At 63.3% G+C, this 21,007-nt stretch carries 20 protein-coding genes and 2 pseudogenes; 12 read left to right on the top strand and 10 right to left on the bottom strand.

Annotation, left to right across the window (positions count from 1 at the left end; translation table 11 throughout):
* Positions 1 to 294: 294 nt before the first annotated feature.
* Together ACZYX4_RS16745 and ACZYX4_RS16740 are read left to right on the top strand one after the other, a co-directional pair.
* A complete protein-coding gene (locus ACZYX4_RS16745) occupies positions 295 to 1,500 on the top strand; it encodes an adenine-specific methyltransferase EcoRI family protein (RefSeq protein WP_463877989.1) in 1,206 nt (401 codons plus the stop codon).
* The gene (locus ACZYX4_RS16740) at positions 1,497 to 2,663 is read left to right on the top strand and encodes a GmrSD restriction endonuclease domain-containing protein (RefSeq protein ID WP_463877986.1); all 1,167 of its coding nucleotides are present in this window, start codon (positions 1,497 to 1,499) and stop codon (positions 2,661 to 2,663) included. Before ACZYX4_RS16745 ends, ACZYX4_RS16740 begins: the two co-directional genes overlap by 4 nt.
* A gap of 104 nt (positions 2,664 to 2,767) precedes the next feature.
* Here the strand turns inward: ACZYX4_RS16740 and ACZYX4_RS16735 are convergent, their stop codons facing one another.
* The 3 genes from ACZYX4_RS16735 to ACZYX4_RS16725 all read right to left on the bottom strand — a co-directional run bounded on the left by ACZYX4_RS16735 (position 2,768) and on the right by ACZYX4_RS16725 (position 6,173).
* Complete coding sequence (locus ACZYX4_RS16735) at positions 2,768 to 3,268, bottom strand: hypothetical protein (RefSeq protein WP_463877984.1); 501 nt, start codon at positions 3,266 to 3,268, stop codon at positions 2,768 to 2,770.
* Positions 3,261 to 4,403, bottom strand: a complete 1,143-nt coding sequence (locus ACZYX4_RS16730) for a hypothetical protein (RefSeq protein ID WP_463877981.1) — start codon at positions 4,401 to 4,403, stop codon at positions 3,261 to 3,263. The genes ACZYX4_RS16735 and ACZYX4_RS16730 overlap by 8 nt, the downstream gene beginning before the upstream one ends.
* A 423-nt stretch (positions 4,404 to 4,826) precedes the next feature.
* Entirely contained in the window at positions 4,827 to 6,173 is a 1,347-nt protein-coding gene (locus ACZYX4_RS16725) for a ParB/RepB/Spo0J family partition protein (protein ID WP_463877978.1), read from the bottom strand.
* Positions 6,174 to 6,678: 505 nt separating this feature from the next.
* On the opposite strand from ACZYX4_RS16725, the gene ACZYX4_RS16720 reads away from it, so the two are divergent.
* The gene (locus ACZYX4_RS16720; RefSeq protein ID WP_463877976.1) at positions 6,679 to 6,834 is read left to right on the top strand and encodes a hypothetical protein; all 156 of its coding nucleotides are present in this window, start codon (positions 6,679 to 6,681) and stop codon (positions 6,832 to 6,834) included.
* A gap of 86 nt (positions 6,835 to 6,920) precedes the next feature.
* Here ACZYX4_RS16720 and ACZYX4_RS16715 read toward each other — a convergent pair whose 3' ends face one another.
* The 3 genes from ACZYX4_RS16715 to ACZYX4_RS16705 form a co-directional block, all read right to left on the bottom strand.
* Positions 6,921 to 7,235: a hypothetical protein gene (locus ACZYX4_RS16715; RefSeq protein ID WP_463877974.1), complete on the bottom strand. Its 315-nt coding sequence runs from the start codon at positions 7,233 to 7,235 to the stop codon at positions 6,921 to 6,923.
* A gap of 26 nt (positions 7,236 to 7,261) precedes the next feature.
* Positions 7,262 to 8,239: a DUF4192 family protein gene (locus tag ACZYX4_RS16710; RefSeq protein ID WP_463877972.1), complete on the bottom strand. Its 978-nt coding sequence runs from the start codon at positions 8,237 to 8,239 to the stop codon at positions 7,262 to 7,264.
* Between the two features lie 354 nt (positions 8,240 to 8,593).
* Positions 8,594 to 9,022 (bottom strand): hypothetical protein, encoded by a 429-nt coding sequence (locus tag ACZYX4_RS16705; protein ID WP_463877970.1) that lies wholly within the window; start codon positions 9,020 to 9,022, stop codon positions 8,594 to 8,596.
* Positions 9,023 to 9,789: 767 nt separating this feature from the next.
* Between ACZYX4_RS16705 and ACZYX4_RS16700 the strand changes: the two genes are divergently transcribed.
* Positions 9,790 to 10,026, top strand: coding sequence for a hypothetical protein (locus tag ACZYX4_RS16700; protein ID WP_463877968.1), 237 nt, complete (start codon positions 9,790 to 9,792; stop codon positions 10,024 to 10,026).
* Positions 10,027 to 10,033: 7 nt separating this feature from the next.
* Here ACZYX4_RS16700 and ACZYX4_RS16695 read toward each other — a convergent pair.
* Positions 10,034 to 10,324: pseudogene (locus tag ACZYX4_RS16695) on the bottom strand (transposase); the annotation flags it as partial.
* A 377-nt stretch (positions 10,325 to 10,701) separates the two neighbouring features.
* On the opposite strand from ACZYX4_RS16695, the gene ACZYX4_RS16690 reads away from it, so the two are divergent.
* Positions 10,702 to 11,433: a GAF and ANTAR domain-containing protein gene (locus tag ACZYX4_RS16690; RefSeq protein ID WP_463877966.1), complete on the top strand. Its 732-nt coding sequence runs from the start codon at positions 10,702 to 10,704 to the stop codon at positions 11,431 to 11,433.
* A gap of 261 nt (positions 11,434 to 11,694) precedes the next feature.
* Here the strand turns inward: ACZYX4_RS16690 and ACZYX4_RS16685 are convergent.
* Positions 11,695 to 12,871 (bottom strand): annotated as a pseudogene (locus tag ACZYX4_RS16685) (IS110 family RNA-guided transposase).
* Positions 12,872 to 13,279: 408 nt separating this feature from the next.
* Between ACZYX4_RS16685 and ACZYX4_RS16680 the strand changes: the two are divergent.
* The 6 genes from ACZYX4_RS16680 to ACZYX4_RS16655 all read left to right on the top strand — a co-directional run bounded on the left by ACZYX4_RS16680 (position 13,280) and on the right by ACZYX4_RS16655 (position 17,859).
* The gene (locus tag ACZYX4_RS16680) at positions 13,280 to 13,741 is read left to right on the top strand and encodes a helicase associated domain-containing protein (RefSeq protein WP_463877964.1); all 462 of its coding nucleotides are present in this window, start codon (positions 13,280 to 13,282) and stop codon (positions 13,739 to 13,741) included.
* Between the two features lie 1,215 nt (positions 13,742 to 14,956).
* Entirely contained in the window at positions 14,957 to 15,388 is a 432-nt protein-coding gene (locus ACZYX4_RS16675; RefSeq protein ID WP_463877961.1) for a LexA family protein, read from the top strand.
* 47 nt (positions 15,389 to 15,435) lie between these two features.
* The gene (locus ACZYX4_RS16670; RefSeq protein WP_463877958.1) at positions 15,436 to 16,734 is read left to right on the top strand and encodes a Y-family DNA polymerase; all 1,299 of its coding nucleotides are present in this window, start codon (positions 15,436 to 15,438) and stop codon (positions 16,732 to 16,734) included.
* Between the two features lie 45 nt (positions 16,735 to 16,779).
* Positions 16,780 to 17,118, top strand: coding sequence for a hypothetical protein (locus ACZYX4_RS16665; RefSeq protein WP_463877955.1), 339 nt, complete (start codon positions 16,780 to 16,782; stop codon positions 17,116 to 17,118).
* Positions 17,115 to 17,489 carry a hypothetical protein gene (locus ACZYX4_RS16660; RefSeq protein WP_463877953.1) on the top strand — a complete coding sequence of 125 codons (375 nt, stop codon included), beginning with the start codon at positions 17,115 to 17,117 and terminating at the stop codon, positions 17,487 to 17,489. The genes ACZYX4_RS16665 and ACZYX4_RS16660 overlap by 4 nt, the downstream gene beginning before the upstream one ends.
* Before the next feature lie 43 nt (positions 17,490 to 17,532).
* On the top strand, positions 17,533 to 17,859 hold the full coding sequence (locus tag ACZYX4_RS16655) for a hypothetical protein (RefSeq protein WP_463877951.1): 327 nt from the start codon (positions 17,533 to 17,535) through the stop codon (positions 17,857 to 17,859).
* 682 nt (positions 17,860 to 18,541) lie between these two features.
* Here the strand turns inward: ACZYX4_RS16655 and ACZYX4_RS16650 are convergent.
* Positions 18,542 to 19,162 carry a hypothetical protein gene (locus tag ACZYX4_RS16650; protein WP_463877949.1) on the bottom strand — a complete coding sequence of 207 codons (621 nt, stop codon included), beginning with the start codon at positions 19,160 to 19,162 and terminating at the stop codon, positions 18,542 to 18,544.
* 340 nt (positions 19,163 to 19,502) lie between these two features.
* Entirely contained in the window at positions 19,503 to 20,207 is a 705-nt protein-coding gene (locus tag ACZYX4_RS16645; RefSeq protein ID WP_463877947.1) for an SOS response-associated peptidase, read from the bottom strand.
* 592 nt (positions 20,208 to 20,799) lie between these two features.
* On the opposite strand from ACZYX4_RS16645, the gene ACZYX4_RS16640 reads away from it, so the two are divergent.
* On the top strand, positions 20,800 to 21,007 hold a 208-nt coding region (locus ACZYX4_RS16640), incomplete at its 3' end, for a hypothetical protein (RefSeq protein ID WP_463877945.1).

Genomic DNA, 21,007 nt, shown 5'->3' with positions numbered 1-21,007 from the left:
TCGTATTTGACGTTGTGTCTGCGTAGTCCGACATGGCTCAGGAGCAGAATTCGTCGAATACTTGGACTCTCCGTGCCCGCAGAGAGGTTGCGTCCATGTTGGAGAGCATTTTGGGGATCTCGACGAAGTCGAGGGCCGAATCAGGTGGTTGTCTGGATACGACCTGACGACAGAGACCAGGTGCGGCCCTCAGCCCCACCTGCCAGTCGAAGGGCTCGCCCGTCGATATGATGTTCACGCAAGACGCGCCCCACTTCCGGCGCAACAACGCCGGGCGAACGGGGTATTACGAGCATGACGACACAGACCGCGAACAGGACCTCAAGCCTCAACGCGGCCAAGGCAGCGAAGAACGATGAGTTTTATACGCAGTGGGCCGACATCGAGCGCGAGATAAACGCCTACCTCGAGTTCGACCCCGACGTCTTCCGCGACAAGATCGTGCTCCTGCCGTGCGACGACCCAGAGTGGAGCAACTTCGCGAAGTTCTTTGCCCTGCACTTCGTCGACTTCGGGCTGAAGAAGCTCATCTCGACCTCCTACGCCCCTGACAGTAACCCGACACTATTCTCCTACGAGCCCACGCTCTTCGAGCTGGACGACCCAAAATTCGACGCGACCAAGTCGCACGCCAATGGCAAGAAGTTCGTCCTCAAGCGCAACGACATCAACGGCGACGGCGTCATCAACATCGACGACCTGCAGTGGGAGTACCTCGACGGCGATGGAGACTTCCGCAGCGCCGAAGTGACCACGCTGCGCGACGAGGCAGACATCATCATCACCAACCCGCCGTTCAGCCTGTTCCGCGCCTTCGTCGGCTGGCTCGTCGAAGGCGACAAGACCTTCTCGATCATCGGGAACAGCAACGCCACAACTTATATGGAGATCTTTCCTCTGATCCAGCAGAACCGACTCTGGAAGGGCGCGACGGCCAACAGCACAGACATGGTGTTCGGCGTACCCAAGGGAGCGACGATCAGGGAGTCAGATCGCCTCAAGGCCGAGCGGCTCGGCTACCCGTCGACAGACGAGCACGACTTCACAAGGCTCGGCAACGCGTGTTGGTTCACCAACATCGACCACGGCCGTCGGCACGAACCGCTGCAGCTGATGACGATCGATGACAACATCAGATTCTCCAAGCACAAGGACGTCCGCGGGGTCGGATACCAGCGGTACTACAACTTCCCCGAGGCCCTCGAAATCGCGTGGATCGACTCGATACCCAGCGACTTTGACGGGATCATGGGAGTGCCGATCACCTTCCTGGACAAGTACAACCCCGACCAGTTCGAGATCCTCGCGCACGGCGACGACATGGACGGGCTGCGCCGGATCGGTGTCCGGACCCTGGGCGACGAGTTCGTCAAGACCTACTACGCGCAGGGCGGCACCGGAGGCAACAGTGCGGGGCACCGACGTCTCGGGCTGACTGAACCGACCTACCACACGGCCTACAAGCGAATCATCATCCGTCATCGGAAGGCCGCCTCGTGAAAACCGAGCTCAAGCACTACACCGTCGAGAAAGTCCTCGAAGGCTTCGTTTACAACGAACTTGAGGGCAAGGGTTTGTTCGGCCTGTCGGGCCGGCTTGTCATCCAGCCGGAGTATCAGCGCAACTACATCTACAACGACGGCAAGCGCGACGTCGCGGTCATCGACTCATTGCTCAAGGGGTACCCACTCGGGCTGATCTACTTCAACGTCGAGGGCCAGACGCTCGAAATTCTCGACGGGCAGCAGCGCATCACCAGCATCGGCCGGTTCATCACCGGAAAATTCGCCATCAAGGTCGACGGCAGAGAGCAAACATTCACTTCGTTGACCAAGGACCAGCAGCGCACGATCCTGGATACTCAGCTCGACATCTACGAGTGCGACGGCACCGAGGACGAGATCAAGCAATGGTTCCAGACCATCAACATCGTTGGCGTACCCCTCAACAAGCAGGAGCTGCTCAATGCGATCTACTCCGGACCGTTCGTCACAGCGGCGAAAGCCGAGTACAGCAACTCGAACAACGCGAACATGCAGAAGTGGTCCTCCTATATCAATGGCGACCCGAAACGGCAGGAGATCCTCGCGGTCGCGCTGGACTGGGTCGCCTCGGCCCAGGGTATGAGCATTGACGCCCACCTTGCACAGCACCGCCAGGACGCCCGCATCAATGGTCTGAAAACGTACTTCATGTCGGTGATCGACTGGGTCGGCAGCGTCTTCACCCGACCGCCGGACAAAGAGATGCGCGGCCTCGAGTGGGGTCGGTTGTACGAGCTCCACCACTCGAACGCATACAACGCTGTTCAGATCAACGCCGATGTTGACGAGCTCCGTGGTGACCCGGCAGTGCAGAGTAGCAAGGGAATCTACGAGTACCTGCTGGGCGGCAAGAAGCACGCACAGCTGCTTTCGATCAGGTTGTTCGACGACAAGACGAAGCGGGTCGCCTACGAGCGGCAGACGCTGAAAGCCAGGTCCGATGGCGTATCCAACTGCCCGGTGTGCGCGACCGGCGACAACGCCAACAAGACCCGCATCTACAAACAGAACGAGATGGACGCCGACCACGTGACTGCGTGGTCGAACGGCGGTGCAACCGATCTCAACAATTGCGAAATGCTGTGTGTCTTGCACAACCGCGCCAAGGGGAACAGATAGTCACGCCCCAGCCGTTCCCACACCTCAGACTCGATGGGGCAACAGGAACGAGCGTGGCCCCAGCTCTCCTGACGTTTCCCACACGGCCGGTCTCAGTCGTTGGTTTACGGGTTTTCTAGCGGGAACTTGCGGCGATTACGGGTAGCAGCCAGCGCGAGAATGGAGCGCGCCCGCTTCTGCAGGACGCGCGGCATGCCCCTCAAATCAATGATCGCGTGACCTACCACGTCGCCTTGGGCAGTGTATGTGGCGCTATCGTCTATTGCTCGTGCCAAGGATGTCTGAACGTCGCCAACACTGACGGCGTACGAGCCAGCACTCAGATGGTTCTTAGTAAAATGCTCGTACGCGTCCTGAGCTGAAACGGCGGAAGCCATCGAAGTGGATACTTCGTACCGTGCTTTGGGGGTACCAACCAGAGCCTCAGGAGATATCACCTCGTCAAAAGCGACATTGTTCACGACGCCTGCACTCACGTTATTTGGGTGCACCTGGCGCCAGAGTATCTCGTTCTGGTCCTCTAAAAGGATCTCCAGGGAGCGCAAATCCGGGCGTTTAATCTCTTCCAGCAGGTCGTCTGAGACCGCAGCAGCCGCGCTATCCACGTACGTACCCCTTGACCTGTAGGACTGCTGCCTCTGCGTCAATTGTCTCGAAGGGCACTAGCGGCCCACCAGGGACATTTTCGACTTCGTATGGTTGGTCCGGTTCGATGTATATGGTCGTTCGGCTATCACCGCTGTCCCAAACCAGGTTCGTCCCTCCATCGACGGAAGCGAATATGGTCGGTTGCGGGAGGGATAGACCTACTGCCAGATGGAGGAGTTGGTCGGTTCGTTCCAAGCTTTCCGCGGTTACTGCGGAGGCCCCTGGCATCCACTCGTCAGCATAGGTCGAAAGTTCCACGAATCGATCAGCCCAATGGATGGGATCCACGTCGATCACCTCCACCTTGTGCGTTAGGAGAATCTTACGCACGCGCTGCATATAGTCAACGTCCACGGTGGCTTCAAGCCGGCAATACGGGTGCGTCGAGGACTTCCCCAACGCAGCATGGAGGTCGTCCCACATTGATGGGTTTTGAAATTTCGCATCGAGCTTCTGTCCCCCCAATTTTGCGAAAACAAAACTAGAGGATTTTCTCGCCAATGAATCGACTTGACCAACGAGGAGGACTCGCTTCTCACTAGACGTATCGAACGCCGTCCAGAATTCATTCCGGAGCTGCCGCGTGTAGCGACGTTCTTTCCAGACGCCGTGCTCGTCCTTTCGCAAGAACTCAGCGGCTTCCTCCGTTTGGAGGGTTTTCCCGAACCGGCGAAGTTGGTCAACGCATTCACGGGGGAACTCTTCCGGCAGTTCGGCCTGGTCGACTATCCCCCAAAAGGCCTTCTCTACCAAGTCTCGGCTCTGATCGTAGGGATCGCCGGTCAGGACGCTGCTGGTGCCGTCCCTATCAATAAGCGGGATTGCGCTCCCCTTAGCAAAGCGTTCGACCCGCAATATTGGTTCAGAGGGGTAGTCTCTAGCTCTTTTGACGCCTTTTTGACGCCGCCAAAGTACACGCGCGACTTCCATAATCAGATCGTTGAGGTATGTCATCTCGCTCATTGCGGCCATCGGCATGCCGACGCTGCCCTCGAAGCGGCCGCCCCTGAACCTCATGTGGAAGTAACTCGTCTCAAAGTCCGCTTGGGTCTCGGCCGGGAGGGCGGAGATAGGGGAATCCGAGAAGGTCATGCCGTGAATACTAATTGCGTTTCGAACCATCTTCCGAATCCTCGCCGCCCTTCCCCGGTTCTGATCCCCAGAGAGTGGTATCGAGGGTTTGATTCAGACTCCGAATACTCCATGAGCATCACCAAACGGAAGGCCGACGCTGGAGCGTCGGCCTTCCTGCTTTCCCTCTGCAAAGGAAATATGTGGTTCAGCGTAGCTGAACGGTGTGTGGTGCTGCCGCGGTCCGGGTACCTCGTTGTTCCTGGTCCCGCGGGTGGTGGTTGGCCGGCCGCGTGGTCGCGTTGATGGCGGTCCGTCGCTGGTGAGTGGCTGCTGTGGTTCGCCCTGGGCGGCGGACCGCCCGGCGTGCGGCAGGTTCTGTGACCTGCGAATGGAAGGGCCGGGCGGCTGTATTGGGGGATCAGCCGCCCGGCCCATCTCAAATTATTCGGTATCGGCAGTGTGCTTGTCGAGGATGATGATCTGTTCCACGGCGCTTGCCGTGTAACCCCAGATGGTGAGCTGGTTCAGGTAGTGGAAGTGCCGCTTCTCGGCGGACCGCCAGGAGTCTTTCTGGATGGTCTTTTCATACCCGGCGCAGATCAGGGCGATGAGGGAGAACTCGGGCCGGGCGGTGGTTTTGGCGGTGTGGTCCCGCAACGGGTTCCAGCCCCACCGGTCGGTGTCCTCCCCGGTCTTGGCCCCGATCATTTCGGTGGCGACCTTGCCGTCGTAGCCGCTGGCGGTTTCGGGGTCGTGGGTGATGGCGTGGACGGTGAAGTACTGCCAGCCCTTCGGCGCGGTCTTCCGCGAGAGCAGGGTCTTCACGAACTCGCGCCTGACCTTCGTTGCGCTCTCCATCTCGCGGTTATTGGCTATCAGGGTCTTCCGTTCGGCTTTCTGTTCCTCGGTCATCGGGCCTTTCTGGGCCTGCGTGCCGCCGTCGTAGCGTTCGTACTTCGGGGTGAAGCCCAGGTCCTTCCAGCCGGTGATGACGGGGTTGGCGTTGTGCTGGCCCCGGTAGTCGGTGCTGATCAGGTAGGCGTTGGCGTCCTCGTCGGTGGCCGGTTCCCCGTCTGCCCGCTTCGCGGCCGAGACGTACAGGTTCTCTTCGTTGGAGTGGTGCCCGGCGTCCTCGACGATGGTCTTGCCCTGGGCTTCCAGTTCCTCGATGAGTGCGGCGAGGGCGGCGGCGCGGTCGCGGCGGTCCCGGAGCATCTGCGCGACGTGCAGGAGCTGATCGGGTTCGTCTGCGATCACGGACTCTAACTCATCCGTGGCATCCTGGTTCCCTTCAAATTCGGCCATGATGAGCGCTTCATCGATGGTGTATCCCTTGCCCAGGGCGGCGGATCCGGCGGTTGAGGACTTGGCTTTCAGCGCCCCTTCCACGGTGGTCTTGGTGCGCCCGGTCTTCTTGGCAATCGCGGCGGCTGAGACACCGATCAGGGACAGCTGGTGGTAGGCGTCGGCCTCGTCCGCTTCGGTCAGTTCGGCGCGCTGGATGTTCTCCACCACTTGGGTCACGATGCGTTCGGCTTCCTCGGGGGACTCGATGATCATCACCGGGATACTGGCGCGCCCGGCTTCGACAGCCGCGCGGGTGCGGCGCTGTCCCATCAGGACGTGCACCACGCCGTCGTCCTTGCGGTGGGCGATGACGGGTTCCATCACGCCGTGCTCTTTGATGCTGGCAATGAAATCGGCGGTCAGGGCGGCGTCTTTGCGGACGTTGATGTCCACGGTCAGGGTGGCCGGGTCGAGCATTTCGAGGGTGGGTGTGGTGTTCATGGTTTTGCTCCTTTTGCAGAGGATTCCGGTGGGTGGGGCGGCTCAGGTGACCGGCCAGCTTCCCCGCTCCCCCCGTTGTTTTTTGGTTGCTGGCAAGCTCGCTTGCTCGGCGGCCGACGGAGCCCTGTCTACCCGCAGGGCAAGGGGCAGGAAATTCCTGGAGGAAATCAGCGACGCAGGAGCGCCGGAGGGAACTTCCTGCACCGCAGGCCCCGACGAAGGAGGGGCTAGACGGGGTGGAGCGGACGCCTAGAATCCGAAGGACAACAACCAAAAGACGTCGTAGACAAGACAGGGCCAGGGCGGGCCGGAGCCCTGCGACGGACAGCACTGGACCCCAACAGCCGGCCGCGCCAGCGGACGCCCAAAGGGGTGCGAGCCCTGCGAGCATGCCCTTCCTGAGTAGGGTGAGGGCATGACTGAGCCGGCTGCGCGTGATAGCCACCCTGGCCGTGCGGGGCGCGGTGCTGGGTTGGATTCTCCGCGGGTCCTCCGGGTCCTGGCCGTGGTTTTCACAGTTGCCGCAGCAGGCGCACTGGCGCTGGTGGTCCTCGATCTCGTCATCGCCCGGCCGGCGGCCGGCGATGTCTTCATTACCGTCCTGAATGCCCTGGCGGCATTCGTGTTGTGGCGCCGGGTGTTGGCACAAACCCGGGCATGAGGAAAGGCCGGCACCGAGGTGCCGGCCTTTCCGGGTTTTCCCTCTGCAAAGGAAAATTGGGTGGGCAGCGTCTCGCTGCCTGGTCGTTAGAGGTTGTGGTGTTCCTGGGCCCAGCCGATGTTCGCGGGCCCGGTTGGTTCGCCGGCGGTGAGCAGACGAATTTCGATGACGTCCTCAGCCAGGCTGGGCTCGGCCGCAGGCTTGTCGTCGTCGGTCAGGATGTATTCGGTTCCCATGCTCACGCTTCCCTGGTCGGTGCAGTGTTCCTGGGATTCACTGTAGCCGTGGTTTCTACACGCCAGCTGGGTTCCGAGCTGCGCCCGCGTGAGCGTCCGGCGGCCGGCGGAGCGCAGCGGGGGAGGCCGCCCCGCCACCGACAAAAAGACCGGGCCGGATCTCATGGTGATCCCGGCCCGGCCCTGTCCGTTTAGTTGTTGTGCCGCTGGTAGGAGGTCTCCGGGTCGCGGGCGACATCTGCGACTGAGCCGCGGTTGATCAGTTCCAGCAGCAGCCCTGCCAGCCGGAACCCGGGTGCGTCCGTGTCCGCGTGCTTGAGGTACCGGGCCGCCTGGGTGCCGTTGCCTTTGAGCCATTCCAGCCACCCCATCAGAGTCAGCATCGGTGCGCGCTGGCCTGCCGGGACTGCCTTCATCAGCTCGAACGCGATGGTCTGGGCCCGGTCCACCCGGTTCCAGTCCGGGCGTCCGGCGAAGGTTCCGAGGATGACGTCCGCGAAGTTGCCGTTCTGGGTGGTGATGGTCTCGCGGAACAGGAAGTCCCGGACCATTTTGTGCTGGAACGCTCCCGCGATGCTCCGGGCCACGTCGCGGTCGGGGGTCCCGGTGCTGTCCAGCACGGCCGCCCACACGGTGCATGCTTCCTCAATGTCCGCTTCGCTGCCTTCGGGTGCTTGTACCGGCATGGCCCAGGTACCCAGCAGGGCGGGGTTGTAGACGTCGATGTCCTTGGCGCTGCCGAAGAAGGTAAACGTGGCGTTGGCTTGGCTGTCGCTGATCTGCTCCAGCGGGTGCTCCTGGTCCGTGCCGAACTCCGTCCAGTGAGTGGAGGTCACGAGCCAGACGTTCCGCACGGGCATCCGGGCTGCGGCCAGCTCGGACACCAGCGCGGCGACGTGCGCGGCGTATGGGTAGCTGTCCTGGTTCTCGTCGGTGTAGACGACGACGTAGGACGCCGTTGCCTTGTCATCGTTGGCGGCGTGGCTGGTCAGCGTCTGCGCGTAGTTGCCCGGCTCGACGTGTTCGGGGGCGTCCACCCGCAGCGTCGCGCCGAGGGCGCCGGCTTGGGCGGTGAGGATCACGAACGCTTCCGAAGGCGTGATCCCCAGCAGATGCGGGATGGTCGCCAGCAGGTCAGCGGGACCGGAGAGGTTGAGCTTTTCAATCATGGTGTTGCTCCTTTTGCAGAGGATTCCGGTGGGTGGGGCGGCTCAGGTGACCGGCCAGCTTCCCCTCTCCCCCCGTTGTTTTTTGGTTGCTGGCAAGCTCGCTTGCTCGGCGGCCGACAGAGCCCTGTCTACCCGCAGGGCAAGGGGCAGGAAATTCCTGGAGGAAATCAGCGACGCAGGAGCGCCGTCGAAGAATTCGCGGGCCGCAGGCCCCGGTGGAGCTTGCGGAACCGGGGCTGGACGGGGTGGAGCGGACGCCTAGAATCCGCAGGAATCTCAATGATGTTGTCAACTGATATTGGCAGTGCTGCTCGGGTGTCCCGGCCGGTTGGCGGCCGGGGCACCTGAGCGCTTCTAGTCAGTCCATCCGGGGTAGGGCTTGCGGTCCTGGTCGGGGAGTTCGGCGGCTGTGCCGGGGAGGTTGTCCGGGCCGTGGGACTGGCCGGAGGCCCATTGGAAAAACACCTCTACGGTGATCGCTTCAAAGCACGCGTCCTGGGACCGGAACCAGTAGGTCGCGGTGTCACCCTCGACGTAGGTGCCGTAGCCGAACAGTTCCCCGGTCCTGTCACGGGTGCGGGCGACGGCGAAGATGATGTAGGGCCAGGATCCGGCGTCCCAGCCCTCACTGCCCCAGTTCGGCAGCACCGACCAGGCGGTGCCCTCGAGCGTGTCCATCCAGTCGTACCCATCCCCTGCCCGGTCATCGGCAGGAAGGACCGGGGCGGTCACCGGTTCGGCGGTGTCCGCCGTGAGGTGGCGGGTGGCTGTTACTTGGCTCATGAGGTGATGCTCCGTTTCACTCGGGCGGGGCGGGTACCGGAACAACCGGCTATCCCTCTCCCCCACCATGTTTTTTGCCTGCTGGCGGAGCATCGCGTAGCTGTGCCCGACGGAGCCGGGGCAACCCGAAGGGCAAGCAGCGGATGGGTGGGGGGAGGAAATAAGCGCAGCGCCGACCCAAGGCATCCGGTGCGCCGCCGTCCGGAGGACGGTTGCGCCGGTGGAGCGGGCACGTAGGATCCAACGGACAGCAGCAAAAAAGAACTAAGGAAATGCTTGTGCTGTCCGAGCGCAGCGAGGCCCGATTGCGGGCTTTGTATCATCTGTACCCCGCCCGGGGAAGAGCGCCTCATCAGAAAAGGAGGACTTGACGGTCCTCGCAGGTGATGGGAGTGTGCGGCGTTCGTCCAATGATTCTCCATGAGCTGGACGAGGGGTATTCTGGGCGGGAGGTATCCCGCGGTGGTGGCTGGATCCGTCTCCTCGTCTCATCCGTGGAGGATGAGGTGCCGGGCTAACGCCGCAGCGGCAACCCAATGTGAATTCACTGTTCGGGCCCGGAGTCCTGTCCCCCTGACGACTCAGTCTCGTCAATTCACGGCCCTGCATCTGTCGGTTGAGCGGCCGCGGGTCCGATGAAGAAAGGGTGGCCGCCGTGCGGGCGCAGTCGTAGCCTTATGGGAGACCGCGGGAATGCTTGTCCTGCGACCAAGCAACGGCTTGAAACCCCGCACTTCAGCGAAGTTCGGGAGGAGGGTGTGGGTTTGATGGATAAAAACCAGCAGAAATCGACTCAAATTGCATTCCTGCTCGCAGACCTCGAAGTCCATGAAGCGTGGTTGGCGTACTTCGTGTACGGGGGCAACCAGGACCTGTTGGTCATCGATGCATATTTGAACGGACTGATTCTGCTGCCGGTCCAGGACAGCGATCTGCTGGCTTTGGTCCTCAATGAGCGCCTGAGCGATCTCCACTTGCCGCACCTTGCCTCCTACAGCGGCTAAGGATGCATCACGCCGCCTTCAGCCGCGCAGCAACGGGAGTGTAGGTGGTGCCGTCGCGGAGCATGGCCCAGAGGACGTTGAGTCGTCGTCTGGCGAGGGAGAGCATGGCCTGGATGTGGGTTTCCCTTCGCCGCGTTTGCGGTCCTAGTGCCTCCGTGGGGCCGGGCAGCTTTCCAGCGCCGAGAGCCCGGAGAGGTAGAAGACCCGCCGCAGCCTGCGGTCGTAGTGCCTCCGTGGGGCCGGTGATGGTTTCCGGTGATCCGCCGGAGTACCTAAGTGCGGGGGCAAGTCCGGCGACACGGCGCTCAGCTCCGGAAGTGACGGGACTGGACGGGACGGGTCTGGACGGCCAATGAGGATAACCCCGTCAGCCGCGAGGACTGACGGGGTCATCCTCAGCGTCCCGCTGCGCCTTCGGCTAGACGCAGCGAGATACTAAGCAATCTTAGTATTTGTTATGGTGGTGTCTAGTGGCAAAACCCGGGAGGGATGGCTTCGGAGAGATCCCCGCTATGGCAGTGGGATGACGAGGACACCCGTATTTTCCCTCGATACTTCTCAGCATGCGGGCGCCTTGGTTATCTCGCCGTTGGAACCCAACTCTCCCGGCTTGCCGCATAGCCGAACGCCAAGTCTCGGGGGGGGCTTTAGTTACCGTTCCAGTAGGATGCTTGAATGTCCAATCACCCGAATGATGTGCCCGTCGAACTTCAGTCGGTTCTGGTGGACGCCGGAAATGCCGTCGAGTTTCTCTCCGGCCTCTCGAAGCTTGCTGCGGCCGCCGTTTCAGAAGTTGCCGGTGACGTCGTTGAGTGTGCCGTCACGGTCAAAATTCGTCGTAAGCCCTCAACGGCTGCGGCCAGCAGCGAGCGTGCCCTCGAGCTGGACCAGTTGGAACAGGCGTTCGGGGACGGCCCCTGCATAACTGCGCTCCGGGAGATGTCCCCGGTATTTCTCAATGACGTTACTTCGGATCTCCGGTGGCCGGGGCTGAACCGGCAATTCGCAGAAAGAGGCGTGTACAGCTCATTGGGCGTGCCGCTGGAGATCAGCGGCGGCGCCACCGCAGCACTGAACTTCTTCGCATCCAACCCGGCTGTATTCACCCCGGACGTGTACGCCAAAGCCGCCGGCTTCGCCGCCGCCGCGCACAACACACTTCAACTCTCCGTCCGTATTGACACTGCGCTGGGACGGGCCGAAGACCTCCAGGAAACCATGAACAGCCGTACCGCCATCGACGTGGCCTGCGGGGTCATCATGGCGCAAAACAAATGCTCCCAAACCGAGGCAATGGAAATCCTGCTCAAGGTCTCCAGCCACCGTAACCAAAAACTGCGTGACGTAGCCACAGCACTCATCGAACGACTCTCCGTCGGAACTGTCCGGACTCACTTCGAATCATAAAAGCACCAACCGATCCTAACGAGGTGGCCCCGACGGATCGAGCCTTCGAAACAGTCGCCGACCTCAAGAATCACTCGGCGTAAAACAGCCCGGTGCAGCCCCACAGGGCGTGGCGCAACCCTGGGGCTGAGTCGTCTTGCATGGCCTGTGTTCGAGGTATAGGGAGGACGCCAAGTGCAACGAGGAGAAAAAGCCGCCGCAAAACCCAGCTACGAACTACGGGAATCAGCGGCTCTGAAATCGGCAACTCCGCAGCAGCTATCAGGCAGCCACACTCATGACCTGGGCGGGGACGGGCGTGTAGGTGGTGCCGTCGCGGAGCATGGCCCAGAGGACGTTGAGGCGGCGTCTGGCGAGGGAGAGCATGGCCTGGATGTGGGTTTTACCTTCAGCGCGTTTTCGGTCGTAGTAGGCCCGGGGGGCGGGGCAGCTCTTCAAGGCCGAGAGCCCGGAGAGGTAGAAGACCCGCAGGAGCCTGCGGTCGTAGCGGCGGGGGCGGTGGTGGTTGCCGGTGATCCTGCCGGAGTCCCGGGGTGCGGGGGCGAGTCCGGCGACGCCGGCGAACCGGTCCGCGGTTTCAAAGACGGTGAGGTCTCCACCGGTGGCGCCGAGGAACTCCGCGGCGAGGACAGGTCCGAAGCCTGGCATGCTGAGCAGGGACGGGGTGTGCCGGTGTTCGGTGACTTTCTCGCTGATCAGCGCATCGAGCTCGGCGAGTTCCTTGTTCAGGGTGGTGATTTCCCGTGCGAGGGCCGCGGCGATCTGTTCTCCGAGGTGCTGGGCCGGGACGGTCGTGTGCTGGGACTTCGCGGCGTCGACGGCGGCCGGGGCGACCGCGGCGGAGGAGCGGGCGCCGTGTTTCTTCAGCCAGGCGTGCAGCCGCGTCTGGCCGGTGCGGCGGATCCCGTCCGGGGTGCGGTGTTTGGTGAGCAGTCGAAGGCGCGCTCCAGGGCGGGGAAGTATTCGAGCAGCTGGGCCTGCAGGCGGTTGATCGCCCGGACCCGGTCCGCGGATTATCGGCCCGCCGGGCGGTGAGGATCCGCAAGCCGGTACTGATCTCATCCCCCGCCCGCAGGGGCTGGAGGTCTTTGCGCATCCTGGCCTGGTCGGCGATCACGGCGGCGTCTTTCGCATCTGTTTTGCCTTCCCCGCGGTAAAGCTTGGAGGCGTGGTGGACGATCCGGCCGGGGATGTAGAGGATGTTCTGGCCGTGGGCGACGAGGATGGCGATCAGAAGCGCCGGGCCCCCGTGGTTCAGGTCCGTTGCCCAGGTGACCTCGTCCCCGTCGCCCAGTTTCAGTACGTTGGCGATGAGGTCCAGCAGGGCTGGTTCGTCGTTGGGGATTTTCTGCGAGAGCAGCCGGTTTCCGTCGGCGTCGATCACGACGCAGTGATGATGGGCTTTGCCGGCATCGATACCGGCCCACAATTTCGCCAAAACAGCCTCCATTTTCTTGGTTATGTGTACCCGGCAGATAACCGCGCCGTCTTGTCCTTATCCGGCGATTCATGTCGCGTCTCTCAATCAGCGGTCGGGTCATCGCGGGGCGGCGGGCGGCCAATCCTTCGGGGCCGTCACGACCTGAATCGTCCGGCCACAGCAACAAAGCCATACCCGCCTCCCCCGGGTAGCCACGACCCTACAACGGCCACGGAACCACCCGTCAAAACCATAAGGACAGCAACCAAAAAACGTCGTAGACACGGGCCAGGGCGGGCCGGAGCCCTGCGACGGACAGCACTGGACCCAACAGCCGGCCGCGCCAGCGGACGCCCGGAAGCAGTGTCCTTGGTCCCGTGGTGCCCCCGTACTGTCTGGGCAGGCCGTGGCAGGATTGGGTCCATTATGGACAGGCGGTTGCGGCGCGCTCCTGACGCGGAATGGGTGCTGATGTATCGGCTCGGGCTGAGCCGGAAACGCATCGCTGAGCTCGTGCGCGTTCATCCCGCCGTCGTCGGGTACCACCTGGTTATCGCCCGCCGCCAGGATCCCGGACTCGAGGCCGAACACCACGCCACCGCAGCTGCCAAGCCCGGCCCCTCCCCCACGGATCTTGCCCGGATGGAAGAGTTCATCATTTGGGTCTCTGCCGAAGGCCGGCTCCCTGAAGGCCATTCGCCCGACCGGGACGAAAGATCGATGGCGCGGTGGCTGTCCGGGCGCCGGCGAGACGCAGCCGAAGGCACCCTTGACCCGGCATACTGTGACGGACTCGCACGGGTTCCGGCATGGGCCGGGAACCACAGGGCAGCTGCGGACGAAGCCAGGTGGCACGACCGCCTGGCCGAGCTCGTGGAGTTCCGGTAGGAAGGCCACGACTGGCCACGCCACCACGACTATGACTTAGAACGGGAACACACCCTCGGGGTATGGATCCACGCCCAGCGGTACAAACGGCGCCGCGGCGACCTCGCCCCCGTGAAGGTCAAGCTCCTGGACAATGCCGTTCCGGGATGGCAGACCGGGAGAACCCGCGGCCGCCCTCCCCGCCGGTAAACGGGACATCGCCCCGTCCCCGCCAACCAGCAGTCGTGACGTCAGGACTGCTAGTAGACTCAGTTCGGCTCTCCAGTCCCCCCAGCTTGGAGAGCCGGGAGCCTCCGCGTTTGAGTCCTGGACTCGCGCGGAGGCTTTTCTCATCCGCCAGTAGAAGAAGCCCGGGCTGCTGCCAGGTGGCGATCAAACCGGACGCGACCCCGGAGAGGTGACGTCGATGACAGGGCCGGGGCCCCTCAGGCGGCCGGCACGACGCCCCGGACTGCCCCGGTCGGGCGGCCGGGCAGCGGCGCGACGCGTTCAGGAACCGGGTGTGGAGTCAGGTGAGGACGTCCGGCAGCGGGTTCCAGCTCGGCGAGCGGGAGTTCGCGGTGGATAAGGTAATCGCACGCTACGGGGCCGGTCATCCTCATATCCGGGCACAGTCGTCCACGGTGTTCAATGCGGACATTGGCTGCGCGTAAACCGGCTCTGAACGCCCTGCCACCCACGGGTGCAACCCCTTCGAGCCCGCACCAGCTCAGGTACAAGCCGTACAGTTCGTCCATGCTGAGGCCGTCCCCGCCAGGATCTGCGGCCACGCATTCAGTGAGGAAATCTTCCAGTGGTGTCATCGTCATCGTGGCCTCCTGCATCCTGGCGGCATTGCCGCTCAAATGAAACAACATCAGCGTGAATGTGAAGCATGACCAGCCCAGAAACGCACGTAAAACACTAAGAATCTAGGAGCACTCTTTTCCCCTGTCAACCAGATTTTCCGCAGCGAGCCCGGTGGACCATGAGCGCCTTGGCTGTCACGCGGCGTGGGGCGCGCCGGCCGTCGACGAGCCTGAAGCAGAGCCGCAGCGAGGGTCCCGCCAGGTTGTGCCCACTGGGGGCAGGCGGAGCCCTCCGCACAGCTCAGGCTGTCCCCATTGGCGTACAACCTGTCCCCTCTTTGATCCTCTGAACCTTCGATAGTTCCTTTGTCGGGGCCACGATGTAGGGTTAAGAAAATCGAACATATATTCGAATAAAAGGTGAGTTGTGGGCGTTGTTGTGGGTCCCCGTGTGATAGATGCGGGCGCATCGTTGTTGTCGGTGCTGATCTCCCCGGTCCCCGTCGCGGCCGGGTATCCCTCGCCGGCGCAGGACTACTTTGATGGCCGGATCGACCTGAACGAGCACCTGATCAAAGACATCACCAGCACCTATGTCGTGCGGGTGTCCGGGGACTCGATGGAAGGCGCCGGCATCAGCGACGGCGACGAGCTGATCGTCAACCGTGCCCTGGAACCGGTGGACGGGTCCGTGGTCGTTGCGGTCCTGGACGGGGAGCTGACCATCAAACGGCTGCGGATCACCGGAACCGGGGTGGTGCTGCAGGCGGAGAACCCGTCCTACCCGGACATCCGGGTGCCCTCGTTATCGGATCTGGTCGTCTGGGGCGTCGCCACCCGGTGCCTTCACCATGTTTAAGTGGCGCTATTGCGTTAAACGGGAACTTTGCCGGCGCGGGGCGAGCGATGTCTAAGCCCGCTGTGATGCGGCATCTGCCGCAGATCGCGCATGTGGATGTGAACTGTTTCTATGCCTCGGCCGAGCGGGCGTTTAACCCGTCTTTGGAGGGCCGGCCTGTCGTCGTCTTGTCCAATAACGATGGCTGTGCCGTCACCCGTTCCCCTGAGGCCAAGGCCCTGGGCATTCCCATGGGTGAGCCGTGGTTCAAACTCGCCCCGCGGGCCAAGGAATGGGGACTCGTTGCCCTGTCGAGTAACTACGAGCTCTACGGCGACATCAGCGCCCGCGTGATGGAACTCCTCGGCCGGTACTCGGCCTGGCTGGAGGTCTACAGCATCGACGAGGCGTTCCTCGGCGTCAAAGGAACCCCGGACGAACTCCTGGCCCTGGGCCGGGACATGAAAGCCGCCGTGCGGCGGAACGTAGGCGTTCCGGTCTGCGTGGGAATCGGACCGACGAAGACCCTGGCGAAACTGGCGAACAAATGGGCCAAGAACAACCCGGCCTTCGACGGGGTCTGCCACTGGGACTCTGTGCCCGCCGCCGAGAGGGAAGGGCTGATGCGCCGCCTGTCGGTGATTGAGATCTGGGGTGTCGCCACCCGGTTGACCAAACGACTCAACGCCCTGGGAATCCACTCCATCCTTGATCTGTCCCGGGCTGATCCGGTGATGATCAGGGACCGCTTCTCCGTGGTCATGATGCGCACCGTCCTGGAACTGCAGGGAACCCCCTGCATCCCGATGGAAGAAGAACGCATCGGCCGGGACCAGCTCATCTTCTCCCGCTCCTTCGCCACCCCCATCACCACCGCCGCCGAAATCCGGCAGGTCATGAGCGTCTACGGCCAGCAGGCCTCCGCGCGGCTGGCCAAACACGGGCTCCAGGCCAAAGTCCTCACCGCGTTCGCCGGCACCTCACACTTCAACCCCAAAAACACCTCCTACCCCTCCGTCTGTGTGCCACTGCCGATGCCCACCGCCGACCCCGTCCTGCTCACCAAAGCCGCCCACGCACTCCTCCCCCGCATCTGCGAGGGCATCCGATACGCCCGGGCCGGGATCATGGTCACCGACCTGCGCCCCAGCGGCAACCAGGCGCCCTTGGCGTTGTTTGAGAACCCGCACGAGGAACGCCACGTCGGAACACTCCTGGAAGACATCACCCGCCGGTACGGACGCGGATCCATCGGCCTGGGCCACGGAGGCATCCGCGGCGGGCCGGACTGGACCATGAAACGGGACATGCTCTCCCCCCGCTACACCACCCACTGGGACGAACTCCCCCTCGTCAAAGCCGCCTAAACCCAACTTCGCCCGCACGACAGCACCACGAAAGAACGCACCCCCATGACCACCACCATCGAAGCCCCGACCCGAACCAACGACCTTCAGGTCCGGACCGACGCGGCAGGCAAGCCCCTCGCCATCCGCCACGACGGCCGGATCTGGCTTGTCGATCCCGACACCGACTCCCAGCACTGGTTCGGACGTGACGCCTGGTGGGACACCCGGCGCACGGCAGCCGTCGGCAGCGGCGACCTCGTCAGCATCGAATTCTGGCGCGTCCAGGTCCGCCCCGGCGCCCATTCCACCCTCCGGACCGTCACTCTCCGCCGGGAACCGCTGTCCACGCACTGGCTCCTGGAAAACAGCAGCGACGCCGACGAAACAACTGAAGAAGAGTGAACGGCCAACCCATCAGCGATCAAACGTGGGCAGAGATCCGCTCAGAATTCACGCTGCCCTCCCTGGAGCTGGTACGCCGTCGACTCTCCGAGCTCATGGACGACCCCGAACCCGTCATGCGGCAGCTCGTCCGCGTCTTCATCGACGACGGGACCTTCTGCCCGGGTTTCCAGTTCCTCCCCGGCGGGCAGCTCCACCCGACGGTCACAGGCCTCTTTCGGAGGGCAATGGAACTGCACATCCCGCACAACTACTTCACCGCCTGGATAATCACTCCGTCCAAGGACCTGGGCGGATCCCGCCCCGTCGACCACCTGAAAGTCGGCCCCTCTCCCCTGCTGCCCGCGCTGGAAACCTACCGCTGGCGCTAGTACTGGCTCTTGACCGCGCCGGCGGGGTGCGTAGCGTTGGCCCATGGGACTCATCTACGACAACCCGGACCTCGCAACCCTCACACTGACGCGCCTCGCAGCCGAAGAATCCGAAGGACCCGGCGGTATGGAAGGGCGCATGCTCGAATATCTGGACGGCCTGGAACGGCGCAACGGCACCGCCTACCTGGAGCTTGTGGCCATCACCCTCGCCCGGATCCACTTCAAATCCATGGACGACCTTGCCCGGGCCACCGGGACATACGCCGCGGACCCCGTACTGCGTGCTCAGCGCGTGCTCCTACATGCGTCCGGCAGCCAGGTCTGGGTCAGCGTCGAAGTCCGCGCCGCTGGTTTCCTGCACGGTTAACGAGGGAACGGGCTCTTTCTTTGATACCTGCAAGGAGCGCCACGCTCCTCCCCCGGCCGCTACCAGCAGCAGCCCACCGATCCACCACCACTTCCTTGCCGCCGACCGCCCAGTCCCAACCGAAACGGGTTCCGTGGCAGCGGCAGTGACTTTCGGTCCGAGGTGTTTTAGTCGTTCCTGGACCCGCGGAGTGAGTGTCTCCACGCTGCCCGCAAGCTCGTCAGCCAGCCGGCGCAAAACCGCCTGGAGGCGCGGTGAGGCAGTTTCAATGCCGGTATCCAGCCCGGCCACCGCTCTTTGCAGAGCAGCCTGCACTCCAGGCGTCGCCCATTCCCTGCCCTTAACCAAATGGGCCATGAGGTTCTCGGAAAGATGGTGGACCTGCTCAGTTTCAGTCATAGGTTCTGCCGTGCGCATCGGTGCCTCCTGTGTGCGATGGATGCCCATAGCCTACGACTGGCAGCACCCCTCGAAACAGGCCGCAGCGAAACCGTTCCACAACCTTGGAACCGGGACACCCCTGGTGGGACACTCCCCCACGGGGTAAGCCATGCACCACGCGCCATACTCACCCTCGGACACCCGATTTCGTATGATGTGACACCTCCCGACGACGTTCCGTTTCCTTGCTTACGGGACAGTACGGCCGCCGCGACAAGCCTGGGAACGCGGTGGTTGGCGATTAGCGCAACTGGCAGCTTACTTCGTGGATCCCGGGCCAAACCGGATCGGGGGCCGACCCCCCAATGGCGAGAATCCCTGAGTCGGCCCCCCACTGAAAGGTATACGAGCCCGCAGCAATCGGCCGGTATCCGTCGTCGGCGGTCCATTCGCTCACCCGCCAGCCAATTCCGACGGCACTCACGGCGAAGACTTCTCCGCCGCCGGACATTAGGAACGACGTCTCCCGAACGGCGGCCCGGCAACCGCCCGGACCCTGCGGCTCCAGCACTTGGTAGGTGGCGTCGAACCCTAGGTCGCCAAGCGCTCCGAGTAGACCACCCGCTCCAGCCACGAGCACCATAAGGCGCAGGGCCCACGTGCCTGGACCGCTGCGCCCCTGTGTTCCTGTGCCGGGGCCGGACCGCCGGCGCTTGGCGGCCCGGATGATCACAAGCACGACGGAGGCGATGAGCAGGACGATGCTTACCGCCCAGCCACGGACTACCTGCCCGGATACGACGAGTACCAAACCACCGCAGCCGGCAAGGAATACAACGAAGGCGAGCAGCACACAGAAGTCAGCGGCCCGAGCGAGACGTGACCCCACCAACTGGCCAGGGTGCTGCTCGTCGGTTTTCACCAGCGCAGTCTACCTTCGGCTCCGATCACCCCGGATTCACGGCGCCCCCGCAAGGCCTGGACATGAAGGCCCAGATTCCACGAGGGCCCCTGCTCTTTCCGGCCGGCATCACCGCCTACCGGCTCGACCTTTTCCACATGCGCCAACTTTGTACCTTGATTGAACCGGGACAACTTGGCGGGACGCTCCCCCGCTACCCGTGTCCTTGGTGTGCCGCTTAACTTGGCCGTCAGTTAAGTTGGCCCAAAAGTCCCGTCCTATCACCCGTCACAGGCGCAACTTTTCGTACGGTGCACTAATGGATGTTGGCCGGGCGCCAGCGAGCAATGTAGAGCTGTGATCAGGGGGCAGGCTCTATGAGTTCCGGGCCGTTGTTGCGTACGCTGTTGACCCGGTCGGTGACCCCCCGGGGCGTTAGGACCGGTTCAGGAATGGCATCGAGCATCGCCTGCACCTTTTCCCTGTCCGTCGTGGCCGGGTCCAGCCACTGGGCATACATGCTCGGGGGAATGATGACGGGAGCCCGGTCATGGACGTGGCCGAGAGAATCATGCGCTGTCGTCGTCAGGACGGTGCAGCTGAGCAGCCACCGGTGGGGGTCATCCTTGGGAAGGGACGGGTCCGGCCAGAACTCGTACAGCCCGGCGAAGGCCAGCAAGTCATCGTTTTCGGAGTAGAGGTAGTTCGGGATTTTCTTCCCGTCCTCGGTTTTCTGCCACTCGTAATAACCTTCCGCCGGGACAAGGGCCCGGCGTTTGAAGGCGGCCCTGCGGAACGAGGGCTTGTCCAGGATCGATTCGCTGCGGGCGTTGATCAGCCTCGAACCGATCTTAATGTCCTTGGCCCAGGACGGAACCAGACCCCAGCGGGCAATCAATAGCCGCCGGTCCACGGAGTCCTCGTCCAGCCGCTCCGCGATGATGGGGACGTCCTGGGTCGGAGCGACGTTCCAGCTGGGCGGCGGCGGGTTGCCTTCGACCTCCTTGGCTTCGAAGTGGCTGAGGAGATCCCCGGTGGCTTTGGACATCACGTATCTGCCGCACATGGATTCATTGTGCCCCGCGTCGCAGTTAATGGAAGGCGAAACCGGGTGCGGCAAGACACGCCGCAACGCGGTTGGACGATCCGCGGATCAGCTATTACAGTCTTGCGGTATCGAATGCTGACAGACGGACACCACGTCCGGGAAGGGGGCGCTCATCACCGCTGGCCAACACCACCAAACCCACTGTTTCATCCGCGAAAGCCCCTCCGTCGAGGGGCTTTCCTATGTGCCGGGAGTCCCGCGGCCGGGGCGGCGTTCACGGGCCGCCTGATCATGGGTCCCGGCGCGCCCCCGGCGACCCTCATGGAGCTGGCTGCAGTCCGCTGACAGCAGCGGGTTGTTTCGGACGTTCGCGGCCGGTCTCCTGCATGCCCGGCGTGGTCCATGACGCCTCAACTGTTTCGGGAGACGGGGTCCCTGAGGCAGTCGACTGGGCCGGCGAAATCAAGCCGGGCCCGGAGGCTCAAGGGAGAGCCGACCGGTGCAAGCGCCGCGGCGCGCTCGGGATACCCAATGGCCGATTGCTGGGCCGCATATCGCCGTAGGAAACCTGCTGCTGGGGCCGGCATTTTCCGGTGATAGCGTGACGACCATGCACTTCGTTCGCGCTGCCAAGAGCGGTCTGGCCTCATCCGGGCACAACGCCTCGACGACAGCCCGAGGAACCACGGCTTTCCTGTCGAAGGCGCTTAAGGTGTTCGCGCCGCGCCACCCGGCCCAGGTGATCGTGCTGGGCTTCGCCGCTGCCGTCGCCGTCGGGACCGGGCTGCTGCTGCTCCCGGTGGCCAAGGCAGGCGGAG

It is taken from the genome of Pseudarthrobacter leeuwenhoeki (assembly GCF_055412885.1).
This window is presented reverse-complemented; position numbering and strand designations above follow the sequence as displayed.